General features: G+C 56.0%; 23 protein-coding genes. 9 read left to right on the top strand and 14 right to left on the bottom strand.

Annotation, left to right across the window (positions count from 1 at the left end):
• The first annotated feature begins 70 nt into the window (after nt 1-70).
• Entirely contained in the window at nt 71-2,464 is a 2,394-nt protein-coding gene (locus AC2FC2_RS06855; protein ID WP_490659002.1) for a beta-N-acetylhexosaminidase, read from the top strand.
• Between the two features lie 64 nt (nt 2,465-2,528).
• Here the strand turns inward: AC2FC2_RS06855 and AC2FC2_RS06850 are convergent, their stop codons facing one another.
• The 4 genes from AC2FC2_RS06850 to AC2FC2_RS06835 form a co-directional block, all read right to left on the bottom strand.
• Complete coding sequence (locus tag AC2FC2_RS06850) at nt 2,529-3,257, bottom strand: proteasome-type protease (RefSeq protein WP_265556218.1); 729 nt, start codon at nt 3,255-3,257, stop codon at nt 2,529-2,531.
• 74 nt (nt 3,258-3,331) lie between these two features.
• Nucleotides 3,332-4,126: a transglutaminase family protein gene (locus AC2FC2_RS06845; protein ID WP_490659001.1), complete on the bottom strand. Its 795-nt coding sequence runs from the start codon at nt 4,124-4,126 to the stop codon at nt 3,332-3,334.
• Complete coding sequence (locus AC2FC2_RS06840; RefSeq protein WP_265556217.1) at nt 4,123-5,052, bottom strand: alpha-E domain-containing protein; 930 nt, start codon at nt 5,050-5,052, stop codon at nt 4,123-4,125. Before AC2FC2_RS06840 ends, AC2FC2_RS06845 begins: the two co-directional genes overlap by 4 nt.
• Nucleotides 5,046-6,482 (bottom strand): circularly permuted type 2 ATP-grasp protein, encoded by a 1,437-nt coding sequence (locus AC2FC2_RS06835; protein WP_265556261.1) that lies wholly within the window; start codon nt 6,480-6,482, stop codon nt 5,046-5,048. Before AC2FC2_RS06835 ends, AC2FC2_RS06840 begins: the two co-directional genes overlap by 7 nt.
• Before the next feature lie 283 nt (nt 6,483-6,765).
• Here AC2FC2_RS06835 and AC2FC2_RS06830 point away from each other — a divergent pair, with 283 nt between their 5' ends.
• Complete coding sequence (locus tag AC2FC2_RS06830) at nt 6,766-7,386, top strand: hypothetical protein (RefSeq protein WP_490659000.1); 621 nt, start codon at nt 6,766-6,768, stop codon at nt 7,384-7,386.
• 8 nt (nt 7,387-7,394) lie between these two features.
• Nucleotides 7,395-7,655: a hypothetical protein gene (locus AC2FC2_RS06825; protein ID WP_490658999.1), complete on the top strand. Its 261-nt coding sequence runs from the start codon at nt 7,395-7,397 to the stop codon at nt 7,653-7,655.
• Between the two features lie 44 nt (nt 7,656-7,699).
• On the opposite strand, the gene ridA is transcribed toward AC2FC2_RS06825, so the two are convergent.
• From ridA to AC2FC2_RS06790, 7 genes are all read right to left on the bottom strand, one after another.
• Complete coding sequence (gene ridA / locus AC2FC2_RS06820) at nt 7,700-8,086, bottom strand: 2-iminobutanoate/2-iminopropanoate deaminase (RefSeq protein WP_209634456.1); 387 nt, start codon at nt 8,084-8,086, stop codon at nt 7,700-7,702.
• Nucleotides 8,087-8,243: 157 nt separating this feature from the next.
• Nucleotides 8,244-8,708, bottom strand: a complete 465-nt coding sequence (pyrI, locus tag AC2FC2_RS06815) for an aspartate carbamoyltransferase regulatory subunit (protein WP_209634459.1) — start codon at nt 8,706-8,708, stop codon at nt 8,244-8,246.
• Between the two features lie 12 nt (nt 8,709-8,720).
• The gene (gene pyrB / locus AC2FC2_RS06810; protein WP_490307978.1) at nt 8,721-9,656 is read right to left on the bottom strand and encodes an aspartate carbamoyltransferase; all 936 of its coding nucleotides are present in this window, start codon (nt 9,654-9,656) and stop codon (nt 8,721-8,723) included.
• Nucleotides 9,657-10,087: 431 nt separating this feature from the next.
• Complete coding sequence (locus AC2FC2_RS06805; protein ID WP_209634464.1) at nt 10,088-11,092, bottom strand: FecCD family ABC transporter permease; 1,005 nt, start codon at nt 11,090-11,092, stop codon at nt 10,088-10,090.
• On the bottom strand, nt 11,092-12,048 hold the full coding sequence (locus tag AC2FC2_RS06800) for an ABC transporter substrate-binding protein (protein ID WP_490658998.1): 957 nt from the start codon (nt 12,046-12,048) through the stop codon (nt 11,092-11,094). The genes AC2FC2_RS06805 and AC2FC2_RS06800 overlap by 1 nt, the downstream gene beginning before the upstream one ends.
• Nucleotides 12,049-12,177: 129 nt before the next feature.
• Complete coding sequence (locus AC2FC2_RS06795) at nt 12,178-12,966, bottom strand: ABC transporter ATP-binding protein (RefSeq protein ID WP_265556211.1); 789 nt, start codon at nt 12,964-12,966, stop codon at nt 12,178-12,180.
• Between the two features lie 19 nt (nt 12,967-12,985).
• Nucleotides 12,986-14,227: an amino acid deaminase gene (locus AC2FC2_RS06790; protein ID WP_490658997.1), complete on the bottom strand. Its 1,242-nt coding sequence runs from the start codon at nt 14,225-14,227 to the stop codon at nt 12,986-12,988.
• A 192-nt stretch (nt 14,228-14,419) separates the two neighbouring features.
• Between AC2FC2_RS06790 and AC2FC2_RS06785 the strand changes: the two genes are divergently transcribed.
• The 6 genes from AC2FC2_RS06785 to AC2FC2_RS06760 all read left to right on the top strand — a co-directional run bounded on the left by AC2FC2_RS06785 (nt 14,420) and on the right by AC2FC2_RS06760 (nt 20,331).
• On the top strand, nt 14,420-15,283 hold the full coding sequence (locus AC2FC2_RS06785; RefSeq protein ID WP_209634476.1) for a MurR/RpiR family transcriptional regulator: 864 nt from the start codon (nt 14,420-14,422) through the stop codon (nt 15,281-15,283).
• A gap of 38 nt (nt 15,284-15,321) precedes the next feature.
• The gene (locus AC2FC2_RS06780; protein ID WP_404760332.1) at nt 15,322-16,782 is read left to right on the top strand and encodes an N-acyl-D-amino-acid deacylase family protein; all 1,461 of its coding nucleotides are present in this window, start codon (nt 15,322-15,324) and stop codon (nt 16,780-16,782) included.
• A complete protein-coding gene (locus tag AC2FC2_RS06775) occupies nt 16,779-17,177 on the top strand; it encodes a RidA family protein (protein WP_209634482.1) in 399 nt (132 codons plus the stop codon). The genes AC2FC2_RS06780 and AC2FC2_RS06775 overlap by 4 nt, the downstream gene beginning before the upstream one ends.
• Nucleotides 17,178-17,312: 135 nt before the next feature.
• On the top strand, nt 17,313-18,803 hold the full coding sequence (locus AC2FC2_RS06770) for a sodium:solute symporter family protein (protein ID WP_490658996.1): 1,491 nt from the start codon (nt 17,313-17,315) through the stop codon (nt 18,801-18,803).
• 15 nt (nt 18,804-18,818) lie between these two features.
• Nucleotides 18,819-19,730, top strand: a complete 912-nt coding sequence (locus AC2FC2_RS06765) for a 2-dehydro-3-deoxygalactonokinase (RefSeq protein ID WP_490658995.1) — start codon at nt 18,819-18,821, stop codon at nt 19,728-19,730.
• Nucleotides 19,717-20,331: a 2-dehydro-3-deoxy-6-phosphogalactonate aldolase gene (locus AC2FC2_RS06760; RefSeq protein ID WP_209634490.1), complete on the top strand. Its 615-nt coding sequence runs from the start codon at nt 19,717-19,719 to the stop codon at nt 20,329-20,331. Before AC2FC2_RS06765 ends, AC2FC2_RS06760 begins: the two co-directional genes overlap by 14 nt.
• Here AC2FC2_RS06760 and AC2FC2_RS06755 read toward each other — a convergent pair.
• The 3 genes from AC2FC2_RS06755 to arcD all read right to left on the bottom strand — a co-directional run bounded on the left by AC2FC2_RS06755 (nt 20,310) and on the right by arcD (nt 24,231).
• A complete protein-coding gene (locus AC2FC2_RS06755) occupies nt 20,310-21,878 on the bottom strand; it encodes an ABC transporter substrate-binding protein (RefSeq protein ID WP_490658994.1) in 1,569 nt (522 codons plus the stop codon). The two genes, AC2FC2_RS06760 and AC2FC2_RS06755, sit on opposite strands and share 22 nt — an antisense overlap.
• 369 nt (nt 21,879-22,247) lie before the next feature.
• A complete protein-coding gene (locus AC2FC2_RS06750) occupies nt 22,248-22,739 on the bottom strand; it encodes an arginine repressor (protein WP_209634494.1) in 492 nt (163 codons plus the stop codon).
• Between the two features lie 61 nt (nt 22,740-22,800).
• Nucleotides 22,801-24,231 (bottom strand): arginine-ornithine antiporter, encoded by a 1,431-nt coding sequence (arcD, locus tag AC2FC2_RS06745; protein ID WP_265556205.1) that lies wholly within the window; start codon nt 24,229-24,231, stop codon nt 22,801-22,803.
• Between the last annotated feature and the right edge of the window lie 40 nt (nt 24,232-24,271).

Genomic DNA, 24,271 nt, shown 5'->3' with positions numbered 1-24,271 from the left:
TCAGTCTTTATTTACAGCTTCATTATCGTTTGCTGTTTTTATTGATATTTTTTCCTCTGAGGAATTTCTGATGCACAGAACTTTGCGTTATACGCTACTGGCTTCATCGTTATTGTTGTCTCTGGGCGCACTGGCGCAGCCGGCCGGCGATCTGCCGCTGATGCCCTGGCCGCAACAGGTTGACCTGACCCAGCCAGCGGGCAAGCTGGTGCTGGATCACCGCTTATCGATCAAGGTACAGGGCGACGATTTGGCCGATGCACCGCAGCGCTGGCGGCAGCGTATTGAACTGCAAACCGGCTGGACGTTGGCACCGCAGGCAGCAACAGACGCGGGTGTGGTCATTCAGGTCGATATCAAAGATAAGGTGGCGATGCAGCCGCTGCCGAGCAGTGACGAGAGCTATAAACTTGTGGTGAAGCCGGACGGCGTTACGCTGACGGCAAATACCCGTTTTGGTGCGCTACGGGGTATGGAAACCCTGCTCCAGTTGGTGCAGACCGATGGGCAGAACACTTTCCTACCGTGGGTGAGCATTACCGACGTGCCGCGCTTCCCGTGGCGCGGTGTGCTGTTAGATTCCGCACGTCATTTCCTGCCGGTGGTAGATATTCTGCGCCAGCTTGACGGCATGGCAGCAGCCAAGCTCAACGTATTTCACTGGCACCTGACCGACGATCAGGGTTGGCGTTTTGCCTCCGAGCATTACCCTAAATTGCAACAGCAGGCCAGCGATGGTCAGTTCTATACCCGCGAGCAGATGCAACAGGTGGTGGCCTACGCCACCGCTCGCGGCATCCGCGTCGTGCCGGAAATCGATCTGCCAGGCCATGCTTCCAGTATCGCCGTGGCCTACCCGGAATTGATGAGCGCACCGGGGCCGTATCAAATGGAGCGCAAGTGGGGCGTACATAAGCCCACCCTGGATCCGACACGCGATGAAGTTTATCAATTTGTTGACGCGATCATTGGTGAGCTGGCGGCGATCTTCCCCGATCCCTACCTGCATATTGGCGGTGACGAGGTCGATGCCAGCCAGTGGAAAGCATCAAAAACCATTCAGGCCTTTATGCAACAGCATCAGCTGGCAGACGCCCATGCGTTGCAGGCCTACTTCAACCAGAGGCTGGAAAAAATCCTTGAACAGCACCAGCGGCAGATGGTCGGCTGGGATGAGATTTATCATCCGTCTCTGCCGCGCACCATCGTTATCCAGTCTTGGCAGGGGCCGGACTCGCTCGGCGCCAGTGCGCAGGACGGTTATCAAGGGATCCTGTCCACCGGTTTTTACCTCGATCAACCGCAGAGCACGGCATATCACTATCGCAATGAGATCCTGCCTCAACCACTGGGCGTCGCTACCGAGGTACAGCCTGATGAGAAGGCGCAGAGCTGGCAGTTCAGCATGCCACGCCTGAAGGGTAGCGCAGTGGAGGGCAGTTTTACTCTGATTGAAGGGAAACAGGGCTGGCGCGGTTTTATTGACTTCAACGGCAAGTCGCGCCGTGCGTTGCACGATATTGTCTGGCGTTCCCCAAAACAGGTGAGTTTCCGTCTCGATACCTGGATGGGGGATACGCGTCCGGTGTTCAGGCTAGATCAAGACAAACTCAGCGGGTATACGTTGGTCGGCAACGTACGTTACCCGACGAGCGGCAGCAAGCTGGCGGCTATCCCGGCAGGCAAGATGCCGGTAGTGCCGGGGGTGAAGCAGCAGGCCAATATTCTCGGCGGTGAAGCGGCGCTGTGGGCGGAAAATATCAGAGCGCCTATCCTTGATCTCAAGCTGTGGCCACGTGGGTTTGCGGTAGCGGAGCGTTTGTGGTCGGCGCAGGATGTGACCGATGAAAACAACATGTATCGGCGCTTGGCGGCGGTTGATGCCTGGTCGGTGGTGTCGGTGGGGCTGCAACAGCATGCTGAGACCGCGCGCGAATTTACCCGGCTCGCAAATAGCGTAGAGATTGCACCGCTGCAAACCCTGGCCGAAGCCGTGGAGCCGGGCCAGTACTACACCCGTCAGCATCTCAAATTCAAGGCCGGCAATTACCATCAGTTCGAACCGTTGAACCGCTTTGCCGATGCCTTACCCCCGGAAAGTAACGCGGTACGTGAAATGGGCCAGCAGGTTGCCGCTTTGGTGAAGGATCGCAACGACCGTGCGTCAGCGCAGGCATTGCGTGAGCGCCTACAACGCTGGCAGCTCAATACTGCCCCGGTAAAAACGGTGATTGCCGGTAACCGGGTGATGCAGGATCTGGCGCCTGTGGCGCAAGATGTCGGCGCGCTATCCGCGCTGGGGCTGATGCTGTTGGAGCGCTATCAACAGGACAAGCCGCTGAGCAAGGCAGAAGCGGCGCAGATACAGCAGCAACTGGACGCAGCGGCGCAGATACGGGATGAAGTGGTGATTGCGGCGGTATATCCGCTGGAAACGCTATTGCGCGCCAGCGCCGTCGAGTGAGGTAAGTCAGCGAGCGTAGGGGCTCAGCATGTGTAGGGGCTCAGCATGCTGAGCCCTCAAAAGCCTACAGTTGCAACGGCGGCAACTGTTTGAAAATGCTGACTAACCCTTCGCCCCAGCCTTTACGGATGGCGCTAAAATGCGGGTGATCTTCGGTTATGCGGTACTGTTGCGCACTGCTAAAGCTGTCGCGTGGGTAGATCATCACGTCGAGCGGCAGGCCGACCGACAGGTTGCTGCGCAGCGTAGAGTCGAGCGAGATCAACGCGCACTGCATTGCTTGTTCCAATGGCGTGTCGTAATTCAGCACCCGATCAATAATCGGTTTGCCGTACTTACTTTCGCCAATTTGGAAATAAGGCGTATCGCGGGTGGCTTCGATAAAATTACCCTGCGGGTAGATATGGAATAACCGCATCTCTTCGCCCGTGATCTGGCCGCCAAGCAACAGGCTACAACTGAAGTCAGTGGTGCTGCCACTTTGCTGGGCTTCGCTGTCGCGTTGGATCACTTCACGCACCGTTTCGCCCACCAGCGTGGCGGCTTCGTACATACTGGGTGCATTCAACAGGTTGAGACGTTCGGTGTCCTTGCAGCGGCGCTGCAGCAGGCTAATGATACTTTGTGTGGTTGCCAGGTTACCGGCGCTTTGCAGCACCAGCATGCGGTCACCGTCTTGTTGGAACACGTGCAGTTTGCGGAAGGTGGAAATATGGTCCACTCCGGCATTGGTGCGTGAATCGGAAGCAAAGACCAGCCCGGATGACAAGCGCATGGCCACACAATAGGTCATACCAAATCCCTCAAAACAGTACTGGCACGCCGCCAAACGCCAGCGTGCCGTAAACCTTCGCTTTCGGCAAGAGGCTATTGCCCGGTTGGCATCATCTGCACTTCGGCCATGGTTTGCATATTTTCACACCCTCCCCCCAACCGCATGCCGCGCACCGGGCAGGCGTCCAGATAGTCGATGCCCACGGCCAGCTTAAGGTGCTGATTCGGCAAGCGGGTATTGTTAGTGACGTCAAAGCTGTGCCAGCGTTCGTCGATCCAGGCTTCTGCCCAGGCGTGGGTGGCGACATGGGTGGAGTCTTCGCTGTAGAGATAGCCGCTGACGTAGCGCGCCGGAATGTTCAGGCTGCGGCAGCAGGCCAGAAACACATGGGTATGATCCTGGCAAACGCCGGTACCGGTCGCGAATGCCTGGGCGGCGCTGTCGGTGACGCTGGTGGAGCCTGGGCTGTAAGGCATTTTTAGCAACAGTTCGCCCATCAGGTTTTCCAGCCCGTCCAGCACCGCCTGTGGTTGATGATAGCGCAGGGCAAAGGTCTGTATCGCGCTGTCGGGCTGGGTTAACGGGCTGTGACGCAGAAAAACCAGCGGTGACAGATGCCCCGTGACCTGATCCTCTGCACTATCTTCAATCTCCACGACGCCATGGGCCTGAATGGTAATCGCCTGGTGTGGATGATCCAACGTCAGTACATGCAGCACGTTGCCGAAGGCGTCGGTGGTACATACCGCCTCTTCCGGCAGCGTCAGTTGCCAGGAGATGATGCGTTGATGCTCTGAGTCCTGTGGCGTCAGGCGCAGATACTGAGTGCTACGCTGTACCTGCTGGGCGTAGGTATAATGGGTGTTGTGCTCAATGTTCAGTTTCATTGTGCCTCCAGATAAGTGTGATGGACGCTCTCCGCAATACCGCTAATCTGCCCGAGAAACGCGTCTAACCAGTTGGTTAGCCCCACCTTGTTCAGGTCTTTCATGCTGCTGAATCGCAGCTCGGCGTGCAGGGTGTGCGCCAGTCGGCGTGGCTGATTTGAACGGTTACCGCCAATTTGCTCCAGCTGCTGCACCATGTCGCCGACGCAGGCCAGCAGGGAGCGTGGGATTTCATTACGCAGGATCATCAGTTCGGCAATGGTGTCCCGGCTGAGCTGCTGTTTGTAGATGCTGTGATAGGCTTCGCGCGCGCTCACGGCCCGCAGCAACGTGTCCATGCGGTAATACTCGCGTACCGGGTCGCCGTCGCTGTCCATCAAGCTATTCTTGACTCCCAGCAGACGTGCGGTGCCGTCGGCCCGCTCCAACAGGGTACCGAGGCGGATAAAGCACATGGCGTCACTGCGTAACAAGGTGCCGAACATGGCACCGCGAAACAGGTGTGAACGCTCTTTCACCCAGTCGAAAAAGGCATCTGCGCCTACCGAACCTATGCCTTGGCGGCGGATTAGCTTCATCTCGATCCAGGTGGCATTAATGCACTCCCACACCTCGGAGGACAGGCTGCCACGCACCGCATGGGCATTGTTCCACCCCATTTGCAGGCAGCTGTAAATGCTGCTGTGATTGCGGCTGTCGAGTGCGAAAAAACTCACCAGGTTGGCCATGGTTAGATCGGGATAGGCGGCGGCATACAGTTGCCCGGTGCTGGTCAAATTGAGTGGCACCTGCAAATCCTGATCTTCGCTGTCGCGGATTGGCATCATCGACAGCTTGTTGGTCACATCAAGTACCCGGGCAATGCTTTCTGCCCGCTCCAGATAGCGGGCCATCCAATAGAGTTCACTGGCAGTTCGGCTCAGCATATGTCGTCCTCCAACACCCAGGTGTCCTTGGTTCCCCCGCCTTGCGACGAGTTGACCACCAGCGAACCTTGCGCCAGCGCCACACGCGTCAGCCCGCCGGGCACCAGCCGAATTTCAGCCCCGCTGAGGGCAAACGGCCGCAGATCGATATGCCGCGGGGCCAAGCCTTCGTTGACGAAAGTCGGGCAGGTCGACAGCGCCAGGGTATTTTGCGCAATGTAGTTATGGGGTTTGGCTAACAGCAAGGTGCGGAAATGGGCGATTTCGTCTTTGGTCGCCGCCGGGCCGATCAGCATGCCGTAACCACCGGCACCGTGGACCTCTTTCACCACCATCTGATCCAGATTGGCCAACACATAGGACAGCTCATTCTTGTGACGACATTGCCAGGTGGGGACGTTGTTGAGGATCGGCTCTTCTTGCAGATAGAAACGCACCATGTCCGGCACATACGGATAGATCGACTTGTCGTCGGCCACGCCGGTGCCAATGGCGTTTGCCAGTACCACATTGCCGGTGCGGTAAACCGACAGCAGCCCCGGAACGCCGAGCATCGAGTCGGGGCGGAACGCCAGCGGATCGAGGAAAGCGTCGTCCACCCGGCGGTAAATCACATCCACCTTGCAAGGCCCGGCGGTGGTGCGCATAAACACGGCGCCGTCCTTGACGAACAGGTCGGCGCTTTCCACCAGCTCAACCCCCATCTGCTGCGCCAGGAAACTGTGCTCGAAATAGGCGCTGTTAAAGCGGCCCGGAGTCAGTACCACGACCGTGGGATCGTTAATCGGCGAGCTTTCGCGCAGGGTTTGCAGCAGGTGCGACGGATAGCGTTCCACCGGTGCAATGCGTTGCTGGGCGAACAGTTCGGGGTACAGGCGCATCATCATCTTGCGGTTTTCCAGCATGTAGGAAACGCCGGAGGGCGTGCGCAGGTTATCTTCCAGCACGTAATATTGGCCGTCACCGTTACGCACCATGTCCACGCCAACGATGTGCGCGTAAATATTGCGGTGCAGATCGACCCCTTGCATACAAGGCTGATATTGATCGTTCGCCAGCACCTGTTCTGCCGGAATGATCCCGGCCTTCAGAATATGTTGTTGATGGTAAATGTCGTGAAGAAAGGCGTTTAGCGCCTGAACACGTTGGCGAATGCCGCGATCGAGCATCGCCCATTCGCTGGCGGGAATGATGCGTGGCACGCTATCAAACGGGATCAGTCGTTCGGCCCCATCGTCATCACCATAGACATTAAAGGTAATCCCCACTCGGTGAAACAGCAGTGCAGCTTCTTCTCTTTTGCGTTGAATGGCCTTTTGGTCGGCCTGTTGCAGCCAGTGCCAGTAAGCTTCGTAGTGACCCCGGTGTTTACCCTCAGCCAGAAGCATCTCATCAAAAAACGGTGAAGCGGACAGATCGATATTTAGCATCATCACCTCGTCGACATTACAGGCTGTAAACGGATCCAGCATAAAATGTGCCAAGGTGAGAAAGGGGCGAAAATGGCACCTAATGGCGTGTTTCAGGGGCAGGAAAGCACGTTTAAGGTGCATTGGCAGCAAACGTCGCCTTAAAAAAGGGCAAATTTGCGGAGCCTGACTCAGTAACAAAAAACGGGGATTGCTTCTTCCTCAACGGCATAAAAAGATAGCGATAAAACAGAAAAGGATTTTTCTAACAGGTTAATTTTAAAAAGTATTCAAGGGAATGATGATGCCGCATGATTTTGACATTCAGGAGCTTGGGCGAGCCGCCTTGGCTACCGCCAATGAAATTTTTACTGCCGCGGCCTATAACATTCAGGTGCACATGCTGACTGGTGAGGATTTGGAATGGTGCATCGTGCAGACGCGTCAGCAAGCTGAAAATCTGCGTATCCCATGGGCATTAAGCGGTGCGGCGCTGGATAACCCTGATATTTTTAAATCTAGCTTTAAGATCCTGAATGCGGCTCAGAGGCCGGCCGGAGCCTGCATATGCCAGTTCTGTCCCGCAGCGGGCGATATGTCTGCGGTGTTGAATGTTGAAATGCTGCAAAATTTCCACATCCAGGACTCGTGTCTTGATGGTAATACTTTCCGTTTTGCTCTCTATGCTGCGATATTATTGATGGTCGACACCCGATGTACTGGCTTACGGCTAATATCGCCGGTCAATGCGAGAGTCGCTGATTATTACATCAACGAGCATCACTTTATTGATATCACCGCTGGCGATAAAGGCATTCTCTACCGTGATGCGCAGGCATTATTCCAATGGTTTATCGAGGACTCGGCCTCGATTGAAGTTGCACATTATTTGAGCGACAATGACGATCAACTGGCGGGATTATAGGGGGAAATATGGTCATTAAAACCACGGATCGGCTTATAGCGAAAAATGACGCCTATGAGCTGGAGGTATACAAAACCGAAGGGGAAAAGGTGAGGGGGGTAAAAACCTATACTGCTGAGGAGATTAATAACCTGACACCCCAGGGGATGCCGATTACCGCTTCTCGTGAGGAAGTGATAGCCGTTTTGAAACAAGCCGCGAAGAACATTAAACCTCAATCCTCTCCGATAATAGAAGCTGCCGGCGGCATCCGTCGCGCAAGCCAATAAAAACGGCCAGCCGATGGCTGACCGTTGGGCGCGTTGCCGTAGAATTAACGACGAACGGCGATGGCTTCGATTTCGATTTTCACGTCTTTTGGCAGACGAGCAACTTCGACGCAAGAACGTGCTGGGAAAGGCGCGTTATGTTCGGTGAAGAAGCTTTCGTACGCTGCGTTAACGGTGGCGAAATCGTTCAGATCTTTCACGAATACCGTGGTTTTCACGATATCGGCGACTTTCAGGCCTGCGGCTTCAACGATCGCTTTAACGTTTTCCAGTGACTGGCGTGCCTGAGCGGTCACGTCGTCGGCAACGGCACCGGTTTTAGGATCGACAGGGATCTGACCGGAAGTGATGATCATGCTGCCCAGATCAACGCCCTGCACGTAAGGACCAATGGCTGCCGGGGCGAGTTCAGTGCTGATGTTACGTGACATTTTTTCTCCTAATTTACCCTTCGTCTTTCAAACCGCAGCGTTGTTGGCTACGGCTTAAAATCCATTGGGTAGCAACGTGGGTTGTTCTATCCAGAAACCCCATTATAGGGCGTCGCCGGGAGAATAACAGCGCCGTCTCCCGGCGAAAACCGCAGATTTAGTCTGCCTGCAATACGACCTGGTGTTCGAACTCTTTCTCGCAGTAATGGCACTTCAGGTGTACGTCACCGTCGCGGGATTTCACGCTAAAACTGGACGATACCGGTTCACTGCGGCTGATGCAGTTGCTGTTCGGACAGGTCAGCACGCCGTCGATATGATCCGGCAGGCTGAGAGTCAGTTTACGCACCACCTCGTAATTATCGATGCGGTTAACCGTCGCTTTGGGGGCGTACATCGCCAATTGGTTGGCTTGTTGCTCCGTCAGGAACGTGTTCTCGATTTTAATCAGATCTTTGCGGCCCAGCTCATTGGACGGCAGGTTCAGGCCGATAGTGATGCGCTGATCGGTGGCAGTCAGTTTAAACAGCGTCAGCAGCTTAAACCCTATCTGTGCCGGAATATGGTCAATCACCGTACCGCATTTGATTGCTTCAACCTGCAGTTTGTTATCGTGAGTCATGACGGTTCCCCCTTAAAGAGCCAAATCTGCGTTTAATACCAGCGCCAACAGTGCCTGACGCGCGTAAATACCGTTGCCTGCCTGCTGGAAGTAGTAGGCGTAGGGTGTTTTATCCACGTCGGTAGTGATCTCGTCGATGCGCGGCAGCGGGTGCAAGACTTTGAGATGGGTACGTGCGTCTGTCAGATCCGCTGCACGCAGGACGAACTGCGCTTTCACGTTAGCGTATTCGGAAGGGTCCAGGCGCTCTTTCTGCACCCGGGTCATGTAGAGAATATCCAGTTCAGGCACCACTTCCTCGATACTGCTGTGCAGGCTGTATTGGATGCCTTTTTCTTCCAGCATTTTCAGGATGTAGGTCGGCATGGCCAGCGCGTCCGGGGCGATGAAGAAGAAGCGGTTGCCTTCAAATTTAGCCAGCGCCTGTGCCAGTGAATGCACGGTACGTCCGTATTTCAGGTCACCCACCATAGCGATATTGATGTTGTTCAGGCGGCCCTGCGTTTCCTGAATGGTGAACAGATCCAGCAGCGTTTGCGTCGGATGCTGGTTGGCCCCGTCACCGGCATTGAGCACCGGGATCCCGCCGGAGAATTCGGTTGCCAGCCGTGCAGCGCCTTCCTGTGGGTGGCGCATTACGATGGCGTCGACGTAGGTGCCAATGACCGAGATAGTGTCAGCCAGGGTTTCGCCTTTCTTGCCGAGTGAGGTGTTGCTGCCGTCGGCAAAGCCAACCACCGAGGCCCCCAGGCGGTGCATCGCGGTTTCAAACGACAAGCGGGTACGGGTTGACGCTTCAAAGAAGCAGCTGGCAATGACCTTGTGCTTTAGCAGCTCAGGCTGTGGATTGGATTTCAGGCTGGCGGCGGTGCGTAGCACCAGCTCCAGATCCTCGCGGCTGAGATCGTTAATAGAGATGATATTTTTGTGATACAGCGGATTGGCCATTTTTCACTCCTTCTCGACACATGCCCGTGGCGCGGGAATGCCCGTCATCTTTCGAACCGCAGCGGTGTTGGCTTCTCGCTTTTCCCCCGTCACTTAGCTGACTAAGCGCAGGGTGATTCAAACGGTTACCTCTGGCTGCGCCCCGAAATCTCTCGGGCATGATTTTTTAAGGCAAAAAAAAGCCCCTCAACGAGGGGCTTGAAACGATCGGTTTAGCAACAGGAGAAATAACGGCAGTTGGCTGCCGATTGGCAGTCGGTTTTGTCGGTTGTGGCTAACAAAACAAACGTCGTTTTTCATGCTTTCTCCTGGCAAATTGTCGCGCATTATACTCGCGCTTTTGGACACTGCAAGCGCTAAAACGCCGATTTTTTGCCATTTCGCAATCGATTGGCTGGTTGCTTTTAGGAACCTGCCCTGTAAATCAAGGATCAGTGAGTGCGCCGCAGTAAAATAACCAGCACGAAAATCCCGCCGAGACCGGCAGTAATAATCCCGATGGGCAGTTCTTGGGGCGCGGCAATGACGCGGCTTAGCAGATCGCCGGCAGAGAGTAACATTGCTCCCATGACGCCAACCAACGGCAGCAGGCGCCGGTGACGCACGCCGGTAAAGGGGCGTGCCAGATGGGGAACCATTAAGCCGACAAACCCAATCACTCCGGTTAATGCCACCAGTAACGCGGTCGCCAGCGAACAACACAGAAAGACTTCCATGCGTAATCGGCTGGTGTTGATGCCCAGCGTGCCGGCAGTCTGTTCACCCGCCAGTAAAGCATCCAGCGATCGCCAGCGTAATGTAATCAATACCACCAGTAACAGCAGCGCGATCAAGGCAAAAATCAAATTATCCCAACGGGCCAGACCCAGCCCGCCCAGTGTCCAGAAGAGTACGCTGCCGGCTGTTCGTTGATCGCCGGAAAAAACCAGATAATTGGTGAAGGCCCCGAATAAAAAAGAGACCGCCAGGCCGCAGATGATCAGTTTCTCGGTGCCTTTCTGCGATTGGGTCATAAAAATAAGCATCACGACCGCGGCGGAGAGTATTCCGCCAACAAAAGAGGAAACGGGTAAAGCCCACGCCCCCAGGCTATTACCGAGACGGGTAATCACCAGCACCACGCCGGCAGAGGCGCCGGAGGAAAGGCCGAACAGAAAAGGATCGGCCAGATCGTTGCGGGTGGTGGTTTGCAAGAGTGCGCCGACCAGTGCCAATCCGGCTCCTGCCAGTAAACCCAGCAGCGTTCGTGGCAAACGCAGTTCCAGCACAATGCTTTTAATCATTGGCGGCACATCACCCTGGGTGATACCCAGCGCGGTCATCACCTGAGAAAAAGAGAGTGGCACACTGCCTTGCACGATATTGCCGAGGATGAGCCCTGCCAATAGCAGTGGGGCGACTGCCCATGCCAGCCTAAAACGGTTTTTTTCCGACATTAGCTGAAGGCGGCGGGATAAAGAGCGTGAGCCAGTTTATGGATGGCTTCAATATTGGCCGGCCCCGGCGTCAGTTCCTGATATTTTAATTTCAAATAACGGTGGTGAATAACCGCCAGTGTTTTTTTCATCAGGGGATGTTGTTCAAGGAAAAGCTGCCGTGCGTCGGTATCGCTGGATGCCTCTGATTGGTAATCCACCAGAATGATAAATTCAGGTTCCATCGCCGCGACACTTTCCCAATTGGTGGTCGTCCAACTGGTGTTCAGGGCTTCCATCACATTCTTTGCCCCAGCGGCTTCAATAATTGCCGTCGGCATGGCGTAAGGCCCACTGGTATAGGGCTTTTCTTCACCGGAATCATAAAGAAACACCTTTATCGGTTTTTGCGTCGTAATTTTGCGATGGATACCTTCCACCTGTTTCTGCCAGCCATTGACCAGTGTTTCCGCATCTTCCTGTTTACCAAATACTTTACCGAGTCTAATGATGTCTCCGTATAACAAATCCATACTGGCGCGTGGGCGATGCTTGTCGACGTGGATGCAGCTTTCACTCAGCACCAGCGTTTTGACATTGAATTTTGCCAGCGCTTGCGGGGTAACGTCACCACGCAGACCATAATTCCAGCCTGCAAAGAACAGGTCAGGACTCACGGCGAGCAGGTTTTCGATCGTTGGGTATTTCGGCGCCAGTTCAGGGATCGCCCCCTGCTGTTGCGTGAATTCAGGGATATTTTTATACCAGCCGGAGATCCCCGTCACGCCAACCATCGCCGGCTGCAGCCGCAGGGCAAACGCCATTTGCGACATATTAATGTCTTGAATAACGGCGCGCTGTGGGGCTTGGGTAAAGGTCAGTGGCTGACCACAGTTGTCCACCGTGACAGGGAAACCAGAAGCGCCGGCGCTTCCTGCAGTTAATGCCAGTAATGTGGCGAGGGTTAACTTTTTCACATCGACTCCAGATTCAAAAACCGAAGTCAGTAACCCGGCTCGTTGGATACGGGGGCAACATACCTGAATAATTCATATGACAAATGTAGTTAGATCAAACAACCGTCGATTGTTGGGATTTGAGCGGGTTTATGTCGGCAATGCCTCGAAGAAGCGCAGGGCTTTGCCGGTTTCAGGATGGCGGGCTTGCAGGGATTTCATCCCAAACACCTGTTGCAGGTGCACCGACTCCAGCACGGCATCAGGGCTGCCATGGCAAACGATTTTCCCTTGATTCATCATGATGACCTGGTCTGAAAAGGGCTGTACCAACTCCAGATCATGCAGCACTTTTAACGTGGCTATCTTTTTTTTATGAATCAGCGACAGCAGTTGGTGACGGGCTAGCGGATCGAGATGGTTGGTGGGTTCATCGAGTAAGAGCAGCATCGGCTGCTGCGCCAATACCCGGGCGAATCCGGCACGCTGGCGTTCGCCACCCGAAAGATTGCCCAACGGCACATGTTGCAGGGAGTGGAGGCCCACGTCATCCATCGCTTTTGCCACAATGCGTAGATGCTCAGATGGCAGGCTATCGGCCTGCCAGGGCAACCGACCCAGGGCCACATACTCGTTAACCTTAAGCCGTAAATCGGCATTATCGTGCTGGCTAAGCAAAGCGATAGAACGGGCACGTTGATGCGGCTTGATGGTGGATAAGGGCGTTCCCTGAAAGCGTATTTCACCGCCACTCGGTTTTAGCTCACCGGTAAGCAGCCGTAATAACGTGGATTTTCCACTGCCGTTTGGGCCGATAATGGTGACGGATTCATCTTGCTGAAGGGCAAAGGTGACGCCATGAATCCGCGGTGGCTTCCCTGGACTTGCCAGGGAGAGATTCTGCACCGACAAGAGACTGTCGGTGGGCAGGTTATTCATCAGATATCCTTTTCCGTTATCAGAAAAACGTCTCTATGGTTTCGATGATATTGTAATCATCATCAATCAAAAATAGCGTTTTCCATTTATCGAAGGTCAGGCAGGGGTGTGAGGTGGCGAACACCAGAATATCACCAACCTGTACCGGGAACGTTGCCGGACAGCTCAGCATGGCGTGCTGATCCATAATCCCCTGGGTTGTCAGGCGTTGGACGTCGCTCTGTTGCTGAACACCGCTACGGTAATGGGCGATCGGCTGCGGCAAGCCGGCGTCGAAGGCCGCATCCCGCTTGCCGAAATTGACGATAACCCGGCCCGGTTCCGGTACAGACTGGACCAGCGCAATCAGTTCCAGCGCTGAGGTTAACTCCCCTGCCAGATCGCAGGCGTAGCTGTCACGGGCCAACACGGCATTTTGCGCGTCTTGGTAAATCCCCCGATCGTGGGTGATGTAACAGCCGGGGCGAATCACCAGACGGCAGTTTACCGGCAGCGTTTCTTGGCTCCAGACGCTACAGACCACGTCATACCAGGAAGAGCCGGCCCCGGTGAGGATCGCTTCTTCACCGCCAAATACACCTTGCCGGTGCAGTTCCCGCAGCAAGCCGGCAGCATCACGCAGAAACTGTTCGATTTTGCGCTGGGCATCGTCGCCGTGCATCACGCCTTCATACAGCTCGATACCGTGCAGGCGTAACCCCGGCAGCCTGGCGATCTCCTGCGCCAGTTGCTCCGCTTGCGCCACGTTGCGGCAACCGCAGCGGCCGCCAGGGACGCCCAATTCCAACAGAACATCCAGCGTTTGCCCCTGCTGGCTGAAAAATGCCGAGAGGCTTTGTGCATTGCTTAGGCTGTCGACGCAGCAAAAGAACATTGTCGCGGGATGCTGCGCTTTCAGTTCGGCTATCAAGCGCATGTTGGCCTTGCCAACCAATTGGTTAGCCATCAGCACCCGTGGCACACCGGCTTCCATCGCTACCTTTGCCTGCCAGGCGGAACCGACGCCAACGGCCCAGGCGCCCTGAGCCACCTGGCGCTGGAAGATCCAGGGTGTCATGGTGGTTTTCCCGTGCGGCGCCAGCGAGACGCCGCGGGCGTCGGCATAGTGTTGCATCCAGGCGATATTGTTTTCCAGGCTGCTGAGCTTAATCACGGCGGCCGGCAGGCAGACATCTTCATTCAGCAGGTTCGCTGGCGCAGTCGGGTCACTGCGCATCACGGCGGCCTTGTGGGTAACGGTGAAATCGTTTTGGTATTTCATAACATTATCCTTTTGGTGTTCTATCTTTTTGAAATTAGGTATCTTGATTAATTGCTTTGATTTAACTGTATTTTTAATATTTATTATCGATATTCGGGTACAAAGTATCATTTTTGGAACTGTTTTTTGTGTAGTCTTCCACTGTTTTCTTGCATTGTAAATGACAAAATTTAACCACTATGAGGTGAAGCGATGGGTGTTGATATCGACATTATCTCGCGTATTACAGAGCGTTTTATTGAGCTGAGCAGCACCGAAAAACGCATCGCACAATTCATTCTGGACGATGCAGAGGCGGTGACCGCGTTGCCGATTGCCGAACTGGCCCGACAGGCCGGCGTCAGTCAGGCGTCGATCACGCGTTTTGCCAAAACCTTGGGGTGTCGAGACGTACGCGATCTTAAGGTCAAACTGGCGCAGTCGTTGGCGGTGGGGCAGCGGTTCATTCATGAGGAGCCTGATCTTGAAGGGATCCAGGGGATTTATGAAACCATCATCAATGTCCTGAATATTAATCGTCGGACGATTGATGAGCCTGCGCTGGCCAAGGCGGTGGGGTGGTTAGGCGATGCGCGACACATTCTGGCGCTAGGCATGGGAGGCGGTTCAACCATTTGCGCAGCGGAGGTCCAGCATCGTCTGTTCCGCCTTGGGTTACCGGTGACCGCGCAAAGCGACGGTCTGCTGGTGCGGATGATGGCGGCGGCGGTGACGAAGCAAGATGTGGTTGTGGCGTTGTCATTGGGCGGCTACACGCAGGAAATGGTCGAAAGCGCAGCCATTGCGCGCCAGTACGGGGCCAAAGTGGTGGCGATTACCCCTGCAGGAACGCCGCTGGCGGCGCAGGCTGATGTGTTGCTGGCGCTGGTGGTGCGGGAAAATGATTACATCTACAAACCCAGCACGTCGCGCTATGCCATGTTAGCGATGGTCGATGTGCTGGCGACGGCGCTGGCCATGGCGAACAAGCGCCAGTCTCGTGACCGGCTGCGTCGCATCAAGCTGGCGCTGGACAGCCACCGCGGAGGGGCAGATCGCCAGCCGCTGGGGGACTGAGTCGGTGAGCCAAGACACTAACGGAAGGATGATGATTCATGCGGTATCAGTATCTGATTAAAAATGTCACGGTGATCGACGGCAGCGGCGGGCCGCAATATCGCGCCGATGTGGCGGTAAAAGACGATCGGATAGCGGCGATTGCGCCTGCCCTCGACGCCGACGCCGAGGTGGTGATCGACGGGCGAGGCCGGGTGTTGTCTCCGGGATTTATTGACGTGCATACCCACGATGACACCAACGTGATCCGCATGCCCGAGATGCTGCCGAAGATTTCGCAGGGCGTGACCACGGTGATTGTCGGCAACTGCGGCATCAGCGCTGCCGGGGCGGTAATCAAAACCAGCGTACCCGACCCTATGAACTTGTTGGGCGAAAAAGCGCACTTCGTTTATCCGACGATTGCCGCCTACCGTCAGCAGGTCGAGGCGGTGACGCCAGCGGTAAATGTGGCGACGCTGATTGGGCATACGACGCTGCGCAGCAATCAGATGGATGACCTGTTCCGCCCGGCCAGTGCCGAAGAGATCGCCGCGATGCGCGAGCAACTGCGCACCGCGCTGCGGCAGGGCGCCTTGGGTCTGAGCACCGGCCTGGCCTACGCCACGGCGTTCTCGGCACCCACGGAAGAGGTGATGGCGCTGGCGGAAGAACTGGCGGGCGAGCAGGGCATTTATACCACCCACCTGCGTTCGGAGTTTGAACCCATACTCGACGCAATGGAGGAAGCATTCCACATTGGGCGCCATGGCCGAGTGCCGGTGGTAATTTCGCACCATAAATGCGCCGGGGCCAAAAACTGGGGCCGTACGCAGGAAACGCTAAAGCTGTTCGACAAGGTGCGCCAAACGCAGGATGTCTCCTGCGATTGCTACCCCTATTCCGCCAGCTCGTCCACACTGGACTTAAAGCAGATCACCGATGAATTCGATATTGTCATTACCTGGTCAGAGCCACACCCGGAGATGGCGGGGCAATCATTGCGGGATATCGCCGGTACCTGGTCGATGAGCCTGCATGATGCCGGCAAGCAGTTGATGCCGGCGGGCGCGATTTACTACAACATGGACGAACAGGATGTGCGCCGCGTGTTGAGCTACCCGGTGACGATGGTGGGCTCGGATGGCCTGCCGAACGATCCTATGCCACATCCGCGCTTGTGGGGCGCGTTCCCGCGGGTACTTGGCCATTACAGCCGTGACGAAGGGTTATTCCCCCTGACCGTGGCGGTGCACAAAATGAGTGGCATGTCCGCGGCGCGTTATCAGTTGCCGCAGCGTGGGCTGATCAAAACAGGGTATTACGCCGATCTGGTATTGTTTGATGCGTTAAAAGTGAAAGACAGCGCGACGTTCAGCAACCCTCGGCAACCCGCTGCCGGAATCGACGCGGTGTGGGTGAATGGCGTACTGAGTTACGAACATCAGGCCGTGACCGGCCTGCGCGCCGGGCGGTTTTTGTGCCGCGAGGGCAACAAAATAGACAGGAGCAAGGTATGACGATTAAAAGATACGGCATTGACGGTGGCACCGGAACCGGCGGGCAACACTTGCCGTTTTCCCGCGCGGTAGAAGCCGGCGGCTGGTTGTACATTTCTGGCCAAACGCCGATGAAAGACGGCGAAGTGGTGGAGGGGGGGATTATTGAGCAGTCCCGCCTGGCGATCCAAAACTGTCTGGATATTATGGCGGAAGCGGGATACGGCCTGGAAGATGTGGTGCACGTGAAGGTCATTCTGACCGATGCGCGTTATTTCCAGTCATTCAATAAAGTGTTCCGCGAATTCTTTGCCGCTCACCCACCGGCACGTATTTGTGCGGTTGCCGATCTGGTGGTGGATTGCAAAGTCGAAGTTGATATTACCTGTTATAACGCAGCACGTATTACCCGATAAGTCCTTTCTAAAATATAAAACTGTATAGGGTGGTTAAACCACCCTTAATAATAAACGCCTGATTTAATTCGGGCGGCATAACGCTATTTTATTTTTCTTATTTTACTGCTACCCAACACTAACTGGATGTGAGACATGAATAATTTATCCTTCCTTATCTGGTTTGCTCTATATGCCCTGGCCATGATTACGCTTGGCTGGTACGTTTCACGCAATCAAAAAAACGGCGATGACTTTTTATTGGGCGGTCGTTCCCTGCCGATGATCCTGACGCTCGGTTCGACGGTGGGCACTATGGTCGGTACCGGCTCCAGCGTAGGTGCAGTGGGCTTTGGCTACGCCAACGGATGGGCCGGCATGCTGTACGGCATTGGTGGCGCGGTGGGAATACTCTTGGTGGCCTGGCTGTTTGCACCGGTCAGAAAAATGCGTTTTATGACCATGAGCGAAGAGATATCTTATTATACCGGCGGCAGTAAAATAATAAAAAACGTCGTTGCCCTATTAATATTCATTGCGTCTATTGGTTGGCTGGGTGCGCATATTTTAGGGGGCGGTTTATATTTGGCCTGGGCCAGCGGCATTGATATTAATGTGGCTAAAGTGATTATTGCCCTGGCCTTTGTGGTGTATGTCGGAATCGGCGGTTATTCTGCGGTGGTGTGGATCGACACGGTGCAATCTATTGTGTTGTTCCTCGGCTTTATTTTGATGGCGGTGTTGGCGGTGCAGCACGTCGGCGGCTGGTCAAGCATCCAGCACGCGGTGGATCCGGCGGCGCAAAGCCTGTTTGCCATCGATAAACTGGGCATGCTGCCGGCGTTCTCGTTGGCACTGGTGATCGCCGTGGGCGTATTGGCGACGCCCTCTTACCGTCAACGGATTTACTCGGCCAAAACCGTCTCCTCGGTGCGTCAGTCATTCACTATTACCGGCGTGCTTTACCTGTTCTTCTCCTTCCTGCCGGCAATCATCGGCATGGCGGTGTGGACCATGGATCCCAATCTGGAAAACAGCGGCTTTGCCTTCCTGTACGGCACCCAGGTGCTGCCGCACGCGGTGGCGATGGTGATCCTGGTGGCCGGTATGTCGGCGAACATGTCTTCAGGCAGCTCGGACGCCATCGCCGGGGTGTCGATTATCCTGCGCGACCTCTACACGCTGTTTACCGGGCATATGCCGGCGGAAGACAAGGCGATTCGGCTGTCGCGGATCTTCCTGGTGCTGGTGATTGCGCTGGCGCTGGTGTTTGCCCTGACCTCCAACGACATCATTAGCTACATCACCAAGATGATCTCGATGATCATGTCCGGCCTGTTTATTTGCTCGATTCTGGGCCGATTCTGGATCCGCTTTAACTGGCAGGGCGCACTGGCGGCGCTGATCGCCGGGGCGGCAACCTCGATGGCCGTGTTGATGAACAGCCACTGGCTGGCGTTCTGGGGCAATCCTTGTTTCCCGTCGGTGCTGTTCAGCCTGATCGGGGCGGTGGTGGTCACGCTGGTGACACCGGTCAACAAAATGAGCCGCGAACAGGCGCTGGACATGATCACCCGCGAGCGGGAGAGCCGCCCAACGGTCAAGGTACCGCTGGGTAAAAATGCCACCGCTAACCGCAACGTTTAAGGCCAGGAAAGCAATATGACAGCAAATTATATCGCCATTGACTGGGGCTCCAGCCACCTGCGCGCCTGGCGGATAGAGAACGGTGAATGCGTCGCGCACCAACAGACGGCGCAGGGGGTGAAGTTCATTGAACCGGGCAGCCACGACCAGGTATTGATGGCGCTGCTGGCCCCCTGGCGGGCCTGGATCGAGGCGCGACAAATTCCGGTGCTGATGGCCGGCATGATCGGCAGCGATCGCGGCTGGTTGGACAGCGGTTATCAAAAGCTGCCACTGCCGGTAACGGCGATCGCCGCCGGTTGCATTGCGGTACCCTCCTCGTTGCGTAGCGCGGTGTGGCTGCGCCCAGGGTTGGCGTTGCCAGAAGAGGAACGCGCTAACGTGATGCGCGGTGAAGAGGTGCAACTGTTGGGGGCGCTGGCTTGCCAGCAGGCGGACGTTTATCTGTTCCCCGGCACGCACAGCAAGTGGGTGAAACCCGTGATTTCGCCGCAGGGGGCGTGGATAGCGGAATTCTCGACCGCCATCACCGGCGAGATGTATCAGTTGCTGCTCCAGCATAGCCTGTTGGGGCAGGGGCTACCGGAAGGCGAGAGCGATCCTCAGGCATTCGCCGACGGCGTGCTGGCGTCGCTGCGTGGGGAAGACAGTCTGTTGAATCGCCTGTTCTACGCGCGTTCGCGACGGGTTTTAGGGTATCTGCCGGCGGCGAGCGTGGCGTCCTGGTTATCCGGTGTGCTGATAGGTGACGAATTGGCACAGCTGGCGCGGCGTTGGCCGCAGAGCGAACTGTTAGCGCTGGTGGGGGACACTCCGTTGGTGACGCATTACCTGGCCGCGTGTCGCATCGCTGAGCAAAAGGCGGTGGTTGTTGAGGCGCAGGTCGCCATGTTGAACGGATTCGGGAGGATTTATGCAGCCTTGTAAATTACCGCTGGTGGCTATTTTGCGTGGCATTACGCCGCCCGAGGTACTGGAGCACGCAGCTGCCCTGCTTGAGGCCGGGTTTGACATGATAGAAGTGCCGACCAACTCGCCCGACTGGCGCCAAAGCGTGCAACTGCTGCAGCAACACTACGGTGGGCGTGCACAGATTGGTGCTGGAACGGTGGTGGATGACGAAAAGCTGGACGCGCTGATCGCCAGCGGCGCGTCGCTGATGGTGACGCCCAATACCGATCCGGGGTTGATCCGCCGTGCCAAAGCGGCGGGGCTGATGACCTGCATCGGGGCGATGACGCCGAGCGAGATGTTTGCCGCGCTGGCGGCGGGGGCCGATACCGTGAAAGTCTTCCCGGCGAGCGTGCTGGGCGTGAGCTACATCGGGGCGTTGGCCAGCGTATTACCTAAAGGTACGTCGCTGTATGCCGTTGGCGGCATTACGCCGGAAAATCTGGCGGACTATCTGGCTGCCGGTTGCAGCGGCGCCGGGTTGGGATCGGATCTGTATCGCGCGGGCCAAACGCCGGATGTTACCCGGCATCAGGCCCGGCGTTTTGCCGCGGCTTACTTGCTGACGCGATCGTAGTAGACCATATCGGCGTTCAGACCTTGCTGATAGCCTTTGACGTTATCGCGCAGCACCACTTCGGTTTTCGCCTGATCGATAAAGACATACGGCGAGCTGCGCTGCAGTTCCTGCTGCATGGCGGTGTACAGCGCGGTGCGTTTGGCCGGATCGGCTTCGGCAACTGCCGCCAGCGTCTGCTGGTTCAGCTGTGGGATTTGCCAACCGTTGAGGCCTGCGACCGTGCTGGTCTTGCCGTCGTTATAGGCGAAGGCGCTGGCGTTGGAGTGGGCATCGAAATAATCCGGGATCCACAAACGGATCGCGGCTTGATGCTGTCTGGCTCTGACACGTGAATAGACCTGGCTGCCAGCCGCCGGCAACAGTTCTACCTTCACGCCGCCTTCGGCAAAGCTGGCCTGTAACGCCTGCGCGATGGTAATAAACGGCGGTTTGTTTTCTACGTCCAGCGTCAGCGAGGCATGGGTGATACCGGCCTTGGCCAGGATCGCCTTGGCTTTTGCCGGATCGAAGCTGAACGGGTTCTCTTTCAGTGCACCCGGTAGCCCGACGGGCAGGAAGCTCTGATGAACAAAATATTGGCCCTTCAGTAAATCTTTGGTGATGCCCTGATAGTCGATGAGGTAACGCGCCGCTTCCCAGAAGGCCGGGTTTTTCAGCAACGGGTTAGCGGTATTGCCGGTATTGAATACCAGATAGTTCTGCTCGGCTGAGGGGATCTCCAGCACCTTCACGCCCGCTTGATTCTTTAATGCGACGGTCTGGTCTGGGCCAAGCTCACGTGCCACGTCGGCGTCACCTTGCTGGATCAACAGACGGCGGGTGGCGGAGTCCGGCACGCTTTTAATGATGATGCTTTTCAGCAATGGCTTACTGCCCGGTGACGTCGGATTGGCGTCCAGCACAATGGCCTGATGGGGTTGGTAGACGCGCATTTTGAAGGGCCCGCTGCCGGCGGAGTGCATTTTTAGCCAGGCGTTGCCGTAGTCACCGTCTTTGGCGTTAGGCTGCACCGCCTTGCTGTCGACGATCGAGGCGATCGGCGTGGAGAGAATGTTCAGCGCCACCGCCGGGCTTACGTTTGCTGTCCAGCTCAGTTGCAGACTGTGGTCGTCGATTTTCTTGAGCTGCGCGTCGATGTTGTCCGGCTGCCAGCCGAGTACGTTAAGGATAAATGCCGGTGACTTATTCATCTTCACGGCGCGGCTGTAGGAAAAGATCACATCGTCGGCAGTGAGCGGGTTGCCGGAGGCGAACACCGCCTGCGGGCGCAGTTTGACCGTCAGCGTTTTCGCTGCGGCATCGCCCTTCCAGCTTTCTGCCAGTACGGGCACGACTTTTGCCGGGTCATCGCGATCCGCCTGTACCAACCGCTGATACAAGCTGGGTACGGTCTGGATGCTGGATAATTCGTTGGCTTCCGCCGGATCGAGGCTGACAATATCGTCCAGCGATTGCACCACCACGAGCGTGTTGGGTGGGGTTGCAGCCAGTGCGGGGGTAGACAGGGCTGCGAGGACGAATAGCGGCAGAACTTTGGCTTTCATTGATGTTTTCCCTTGAATGCACCGTGGTCTCCGGTGTCTGGAACGTATTGTTATCATTGTTTTTCACGGCGTTTTCACCGCCAGGATGCCACGTTAAAATCTTTGTCGGCGACTGACAAAGGTCAATCGGCTATTTGATATGTCCAAAAGCACTATAGGACGCCGAGCCATCCTCCGCCCACCGCGACAGAAAATAAAGCCCTCATGCAGAGGGTGTGAGACTGCTGGCAAAACCTTCACCGGTGCCTGGCGCAGGGGCGCTGCATGTTGCGCCCGTTATAACGGTAAGCAGGGAAAAAGGCGGGTCGAACATGTTCGACCCCTACCCATTTAGCAAAATGCCCTCATGAAGAGGGCTTGGAAGGTTGGCTAAAGAAGAGGGACGTTTTCCAACAGCGCCTTCAGGCGCTGGTGCAGCTGCGCGACATAGCGCGTATCACGCGGTGCTACCCACACCACATTACTGCTGGCGATAACACCCAATACGGCGGGCCAGGCGCAAAGATCGATGATCCGTGCCATGGCTTTTGCATAGCCGGAATTCATGTGGATCAGCACAAAATTGTCGTTATGCTCGACATCAATCAGCATGGCTGACAGGGGTTCGCTGATACAGGGGGCCGGATGATGCAGTGCATTAAGGGAATAGACCTTTTTCCCTTTGGCATTTTGCACCTTCATGACTCCCAGCGCTTTCAGCAGGCGGGAAACGGTCGACTGGCTGATGCCCGTATAACCCCCTCGTATCATTTCACTGCGGATCTCCTCCTGTGATGAATAGCGTTGGCTCACGACCAGCTTGCGGCACAGGGCCAGTTTCCGTTGTTCTTTCTCCCACAGGGTTTCTGTTTTATTCGCCATTATGTTGCCTTGGTTTAAAAATGAGTGACAACTCTATATAAATCAATGCAATGAAGATGGGTTAACCGAGGGTGATATGACCCGTCGCAATCATATAAAGGGTAATAAGGGCGACAATGACCAAAAGAACGGCAATGAGCGCTTCATAACCCTTCAATAACCGCTCTGCATGCTGGTTTTTTTGATGCCAGAGGAAGACCAGCAAACCAGGGACAAACAACAATGAAGTCAGCAGCATCTGGCTACCGGCGGCATAGCACAGCCAGAAACCGTAGACGGTGCCTATCAGCCCGAGGATCAGATCGCGGGTACGCGTTTCACCCGGTTGGTAGCTTTCACCGGTGATCGCCAGCTTCAGGCCATAGGCGGCGCTGAACAAATAAGGGGGGAGGATAGCGGCAGTCGCGATGGAGAACAGCGCCTGATAGCCCGCGCTGTAGACCAATGTCAGCAACAAAAAGAGCTGTATCAGGCCGTTGGTGATCCACAGCGACACCGCTGGCGATCCATTGGCGTTGGTTTTGGTGAATACCTGCGGGAACATGCCGTCTTTGGCGGCGACAAACGGCAGCTCTGCGGCGAACAGCGTCCAGGCAAGCAGCGCACCGGCAACCGACAAAATCACGCCGGCGGCGACGAAGCGTGCCCCCCAGATACCGACCACGGACTCCAGCACCCCGGCCATTGACGGGTTTTTTAATCCGTTCAACGTTGCCTGATCGAGCACACCCATCGACAACACGCTGACCAGAATATAAATCACCAGACAACCCAGCAGACCTATCACCGTCGCTTTGCCGATGTCAGCGCGCCTGGCGGCGCGGGCGGAGACGACCGTGGCGCCCTCAATACCGATAAATACCCAGGTGGTGACCAGCATGGTGTTTTTGACCTGATCAAACAGCGCGGGATGGCTGCCGTCGATCACCATCATGCGGCCCCAGAAATCTGCGGTAAAAATGCCGATGCGGAAGGCGATCACGACCGCCACAATAAACACCAACAACACCAGCACTTTGACCACCGTTAGCACGGTATTGATCATCGCCGCTTCCTGCACGCCGCGCAGTACCAGCGCGTGCACCAGCCATAAAACGATGGATGCGCCGAGGATCGATTGCCAGTTATTGCCCAGGCCGAACACCGGGAAGAAGAAGCTGAGGGCACTGAACAGCAGCACCGCATAAGAGACGTTCCCCAACCAGGCCGAGAACCAGTAGCCCCAGGCGGATTGGAAGCCAATAAAATCGCCAAATCCCGCGCGAGCGTAGCTGTAAATACCGCCCTCTAGCTGCGGGCAGCGGGCGCTTAGGTTCTGATAAATTAATGCCAGGCAGATCATCCCCACCGCGGTGATCAGCCAGCCAATCAGCAATGCGCCAGGCGAGGCGACGGAGGCGAAGTTTTGCGGCAGGCTGAACACGCCGCCGCCCACCATGGATCCGATGACCAGCGCAATCAGGGCTACCAGCCCCAGTTTTTTTTCAGACATGAGGGTTCCTCCAGCTGCGCAGGGCAGCAGGAAAATAATG

The organism is Serratia sp. CoH_122_TC_1 (genome assembly GCF_058191755.1).
Note: the sequence above shows the minus strand (reverse complement) of the source record. Positions and strands in the feature narration are given on the sequence as shown.

Coding starts and splice junctions, on each gene's coding strand:
- AC2FC2_RS06760 (WP_209634490.1), top strand. CDS start 19,717: ATGCAGCCTTGTAAATTACCGCTGGTGGCTATTTTGCGTGGCATTACG.
- AC2FC2_RS06830 (WP_490659000.1), top strand. CDS start 6,766: ATGCCGCATGATTTTGACATTCAGGAGCTTGGGCGAGCCGCCTTGGCT.
- AC2FC2_RS06755 (WP_490658994.1), bottom strand. CDS start 21,878: ATGAAAGCCAAAGTTCTGCCGCTATTCGTCCTCGCAGCCCTGTCTACC.
- pyrI (WP_209634459.1), bottom strand. CDS start 8,708: ATGACTCACGATAACAAACTGCAGGTTGAAGCAATCAAATGCGGTACG.
- arcD (WP_265556205.1), bottom strand. CDS start 24,231: ATGTCTGAAAAAAAACTGGGGCTGGTAGCCCTGATTGCGCTGGTCATC.
- AC2FC2_RS06845 (WP_490659001.1), bottom strand. CDS start 4,126: ATGAAACTGAACATTGAGCACAACACCCATTATACCTACGCCCAGCAG.
- AC2FC2_RS06775 (WP_209634482.1), top strand. CDS start 16,779: ATGACGATTAAAAGATACGGCATTGACGGTGGCACCGGAACCGGCGGG.
- AC2FC2_RS06765 (WP_490658995.1), top strand. CDS start 18,819: ATGACAGCAAATTATATCGCCATTGACTGGGGCTCCAGCCACCTGCGC.
- pyrB (WP_490307978.1), bottom strand. CDS start 9,656: ATGGCCAATCCGCTGTATCACAAAAATATCATCTCTATTAACGATCTC.
- AC2FC2_RS06785 (WP_209634476.1), top strand. CDS start 14,420: ATGGGTGTTGATATCGACATTATCTCGCGTATTACAGAGCGTTTTATT.
- AC2FC2_RS06780 (WP_404760332.1), top strand. CDS start 15,322: ATGCGGTATCAGTATCTGATTAAAAATGTCACGGTGATCGACGGCAGC.
- AC2FC2_RS06795 (WP_265556211.1), bottom strand. CDS start 12,966: ATGAATAACCTGCCCACCGACAGTCTCTTGTCGGTGCAGAATCTCTCC.
- AC2FC2_RS06750 (WP_209634494.1), bottom strand. CDS start 22,739: ATGGCGAATAAAACAGAAACCCTGTGGGAGAAAGAACAACGGAAACTG.
- ridA (WP_209634456.1), bottom strand. CDS start 8,086: ATGTCACGTAACATCAGCACTGAACTCGCCCCGGCAGCCATTGGTCCT.
- AC2FC2_RS06790 (WP_490658997.1), bottom strand. CDS start 14,227: ATGAAATACCAAAACGATTTCACCGTTACCCACAAGGCCGCCGTGATG.
- AC2FC2_RS06805 (WP_209634464.1), bottom strand. CDS start 11,092: ATGTCGGAAAAAAACCGTTTTAGGCTGGCATGGGCAGTCGCCCCACTG.
- AC2FC2_RS06850 (WP_265556218.1), bottom strand. CDS start 3,257: ATGACCTATTGTGTGGCCATGCGCTTGTCATCCGGGCTGGTCTTTGCT.
- AC2FC2_RS06770 (WP_490658996.1), top strand. CDS start 17,313: ATGAATAATTTATCCTTCCTTATCTGGTTTGCTCTATATGCCCTGGCC.
- AC2FC2_RS06825 (WP_490658999.1), top strand. CDS start 7,395: ATGGTCATTAAAACCACGGATCGGCTTATAGCGAAAAATGACGCCTAT.
- AC2FC2_RS06840 (WP_265556217.1), bottom strand. CDS start 5,052: ATGCTGAGCCGAACTGCCAGTGAACTCTATTGGATGGCCCGCTATCTG.
- AC2FC2_RS06835 (WP_265556261.1), bottom strand. CDS start 6,482: ATGCTAAATATCGATCTGTCCGCTTCACCGTTTTTTGATGAGATGCTT.
- AC2FC2_RS06855 (WP_490659002.1), top strand. CDS start 71: ATGCACAGAACTTTGCGTTATACGCTACTGGCTTCATCGTTATTGTTG.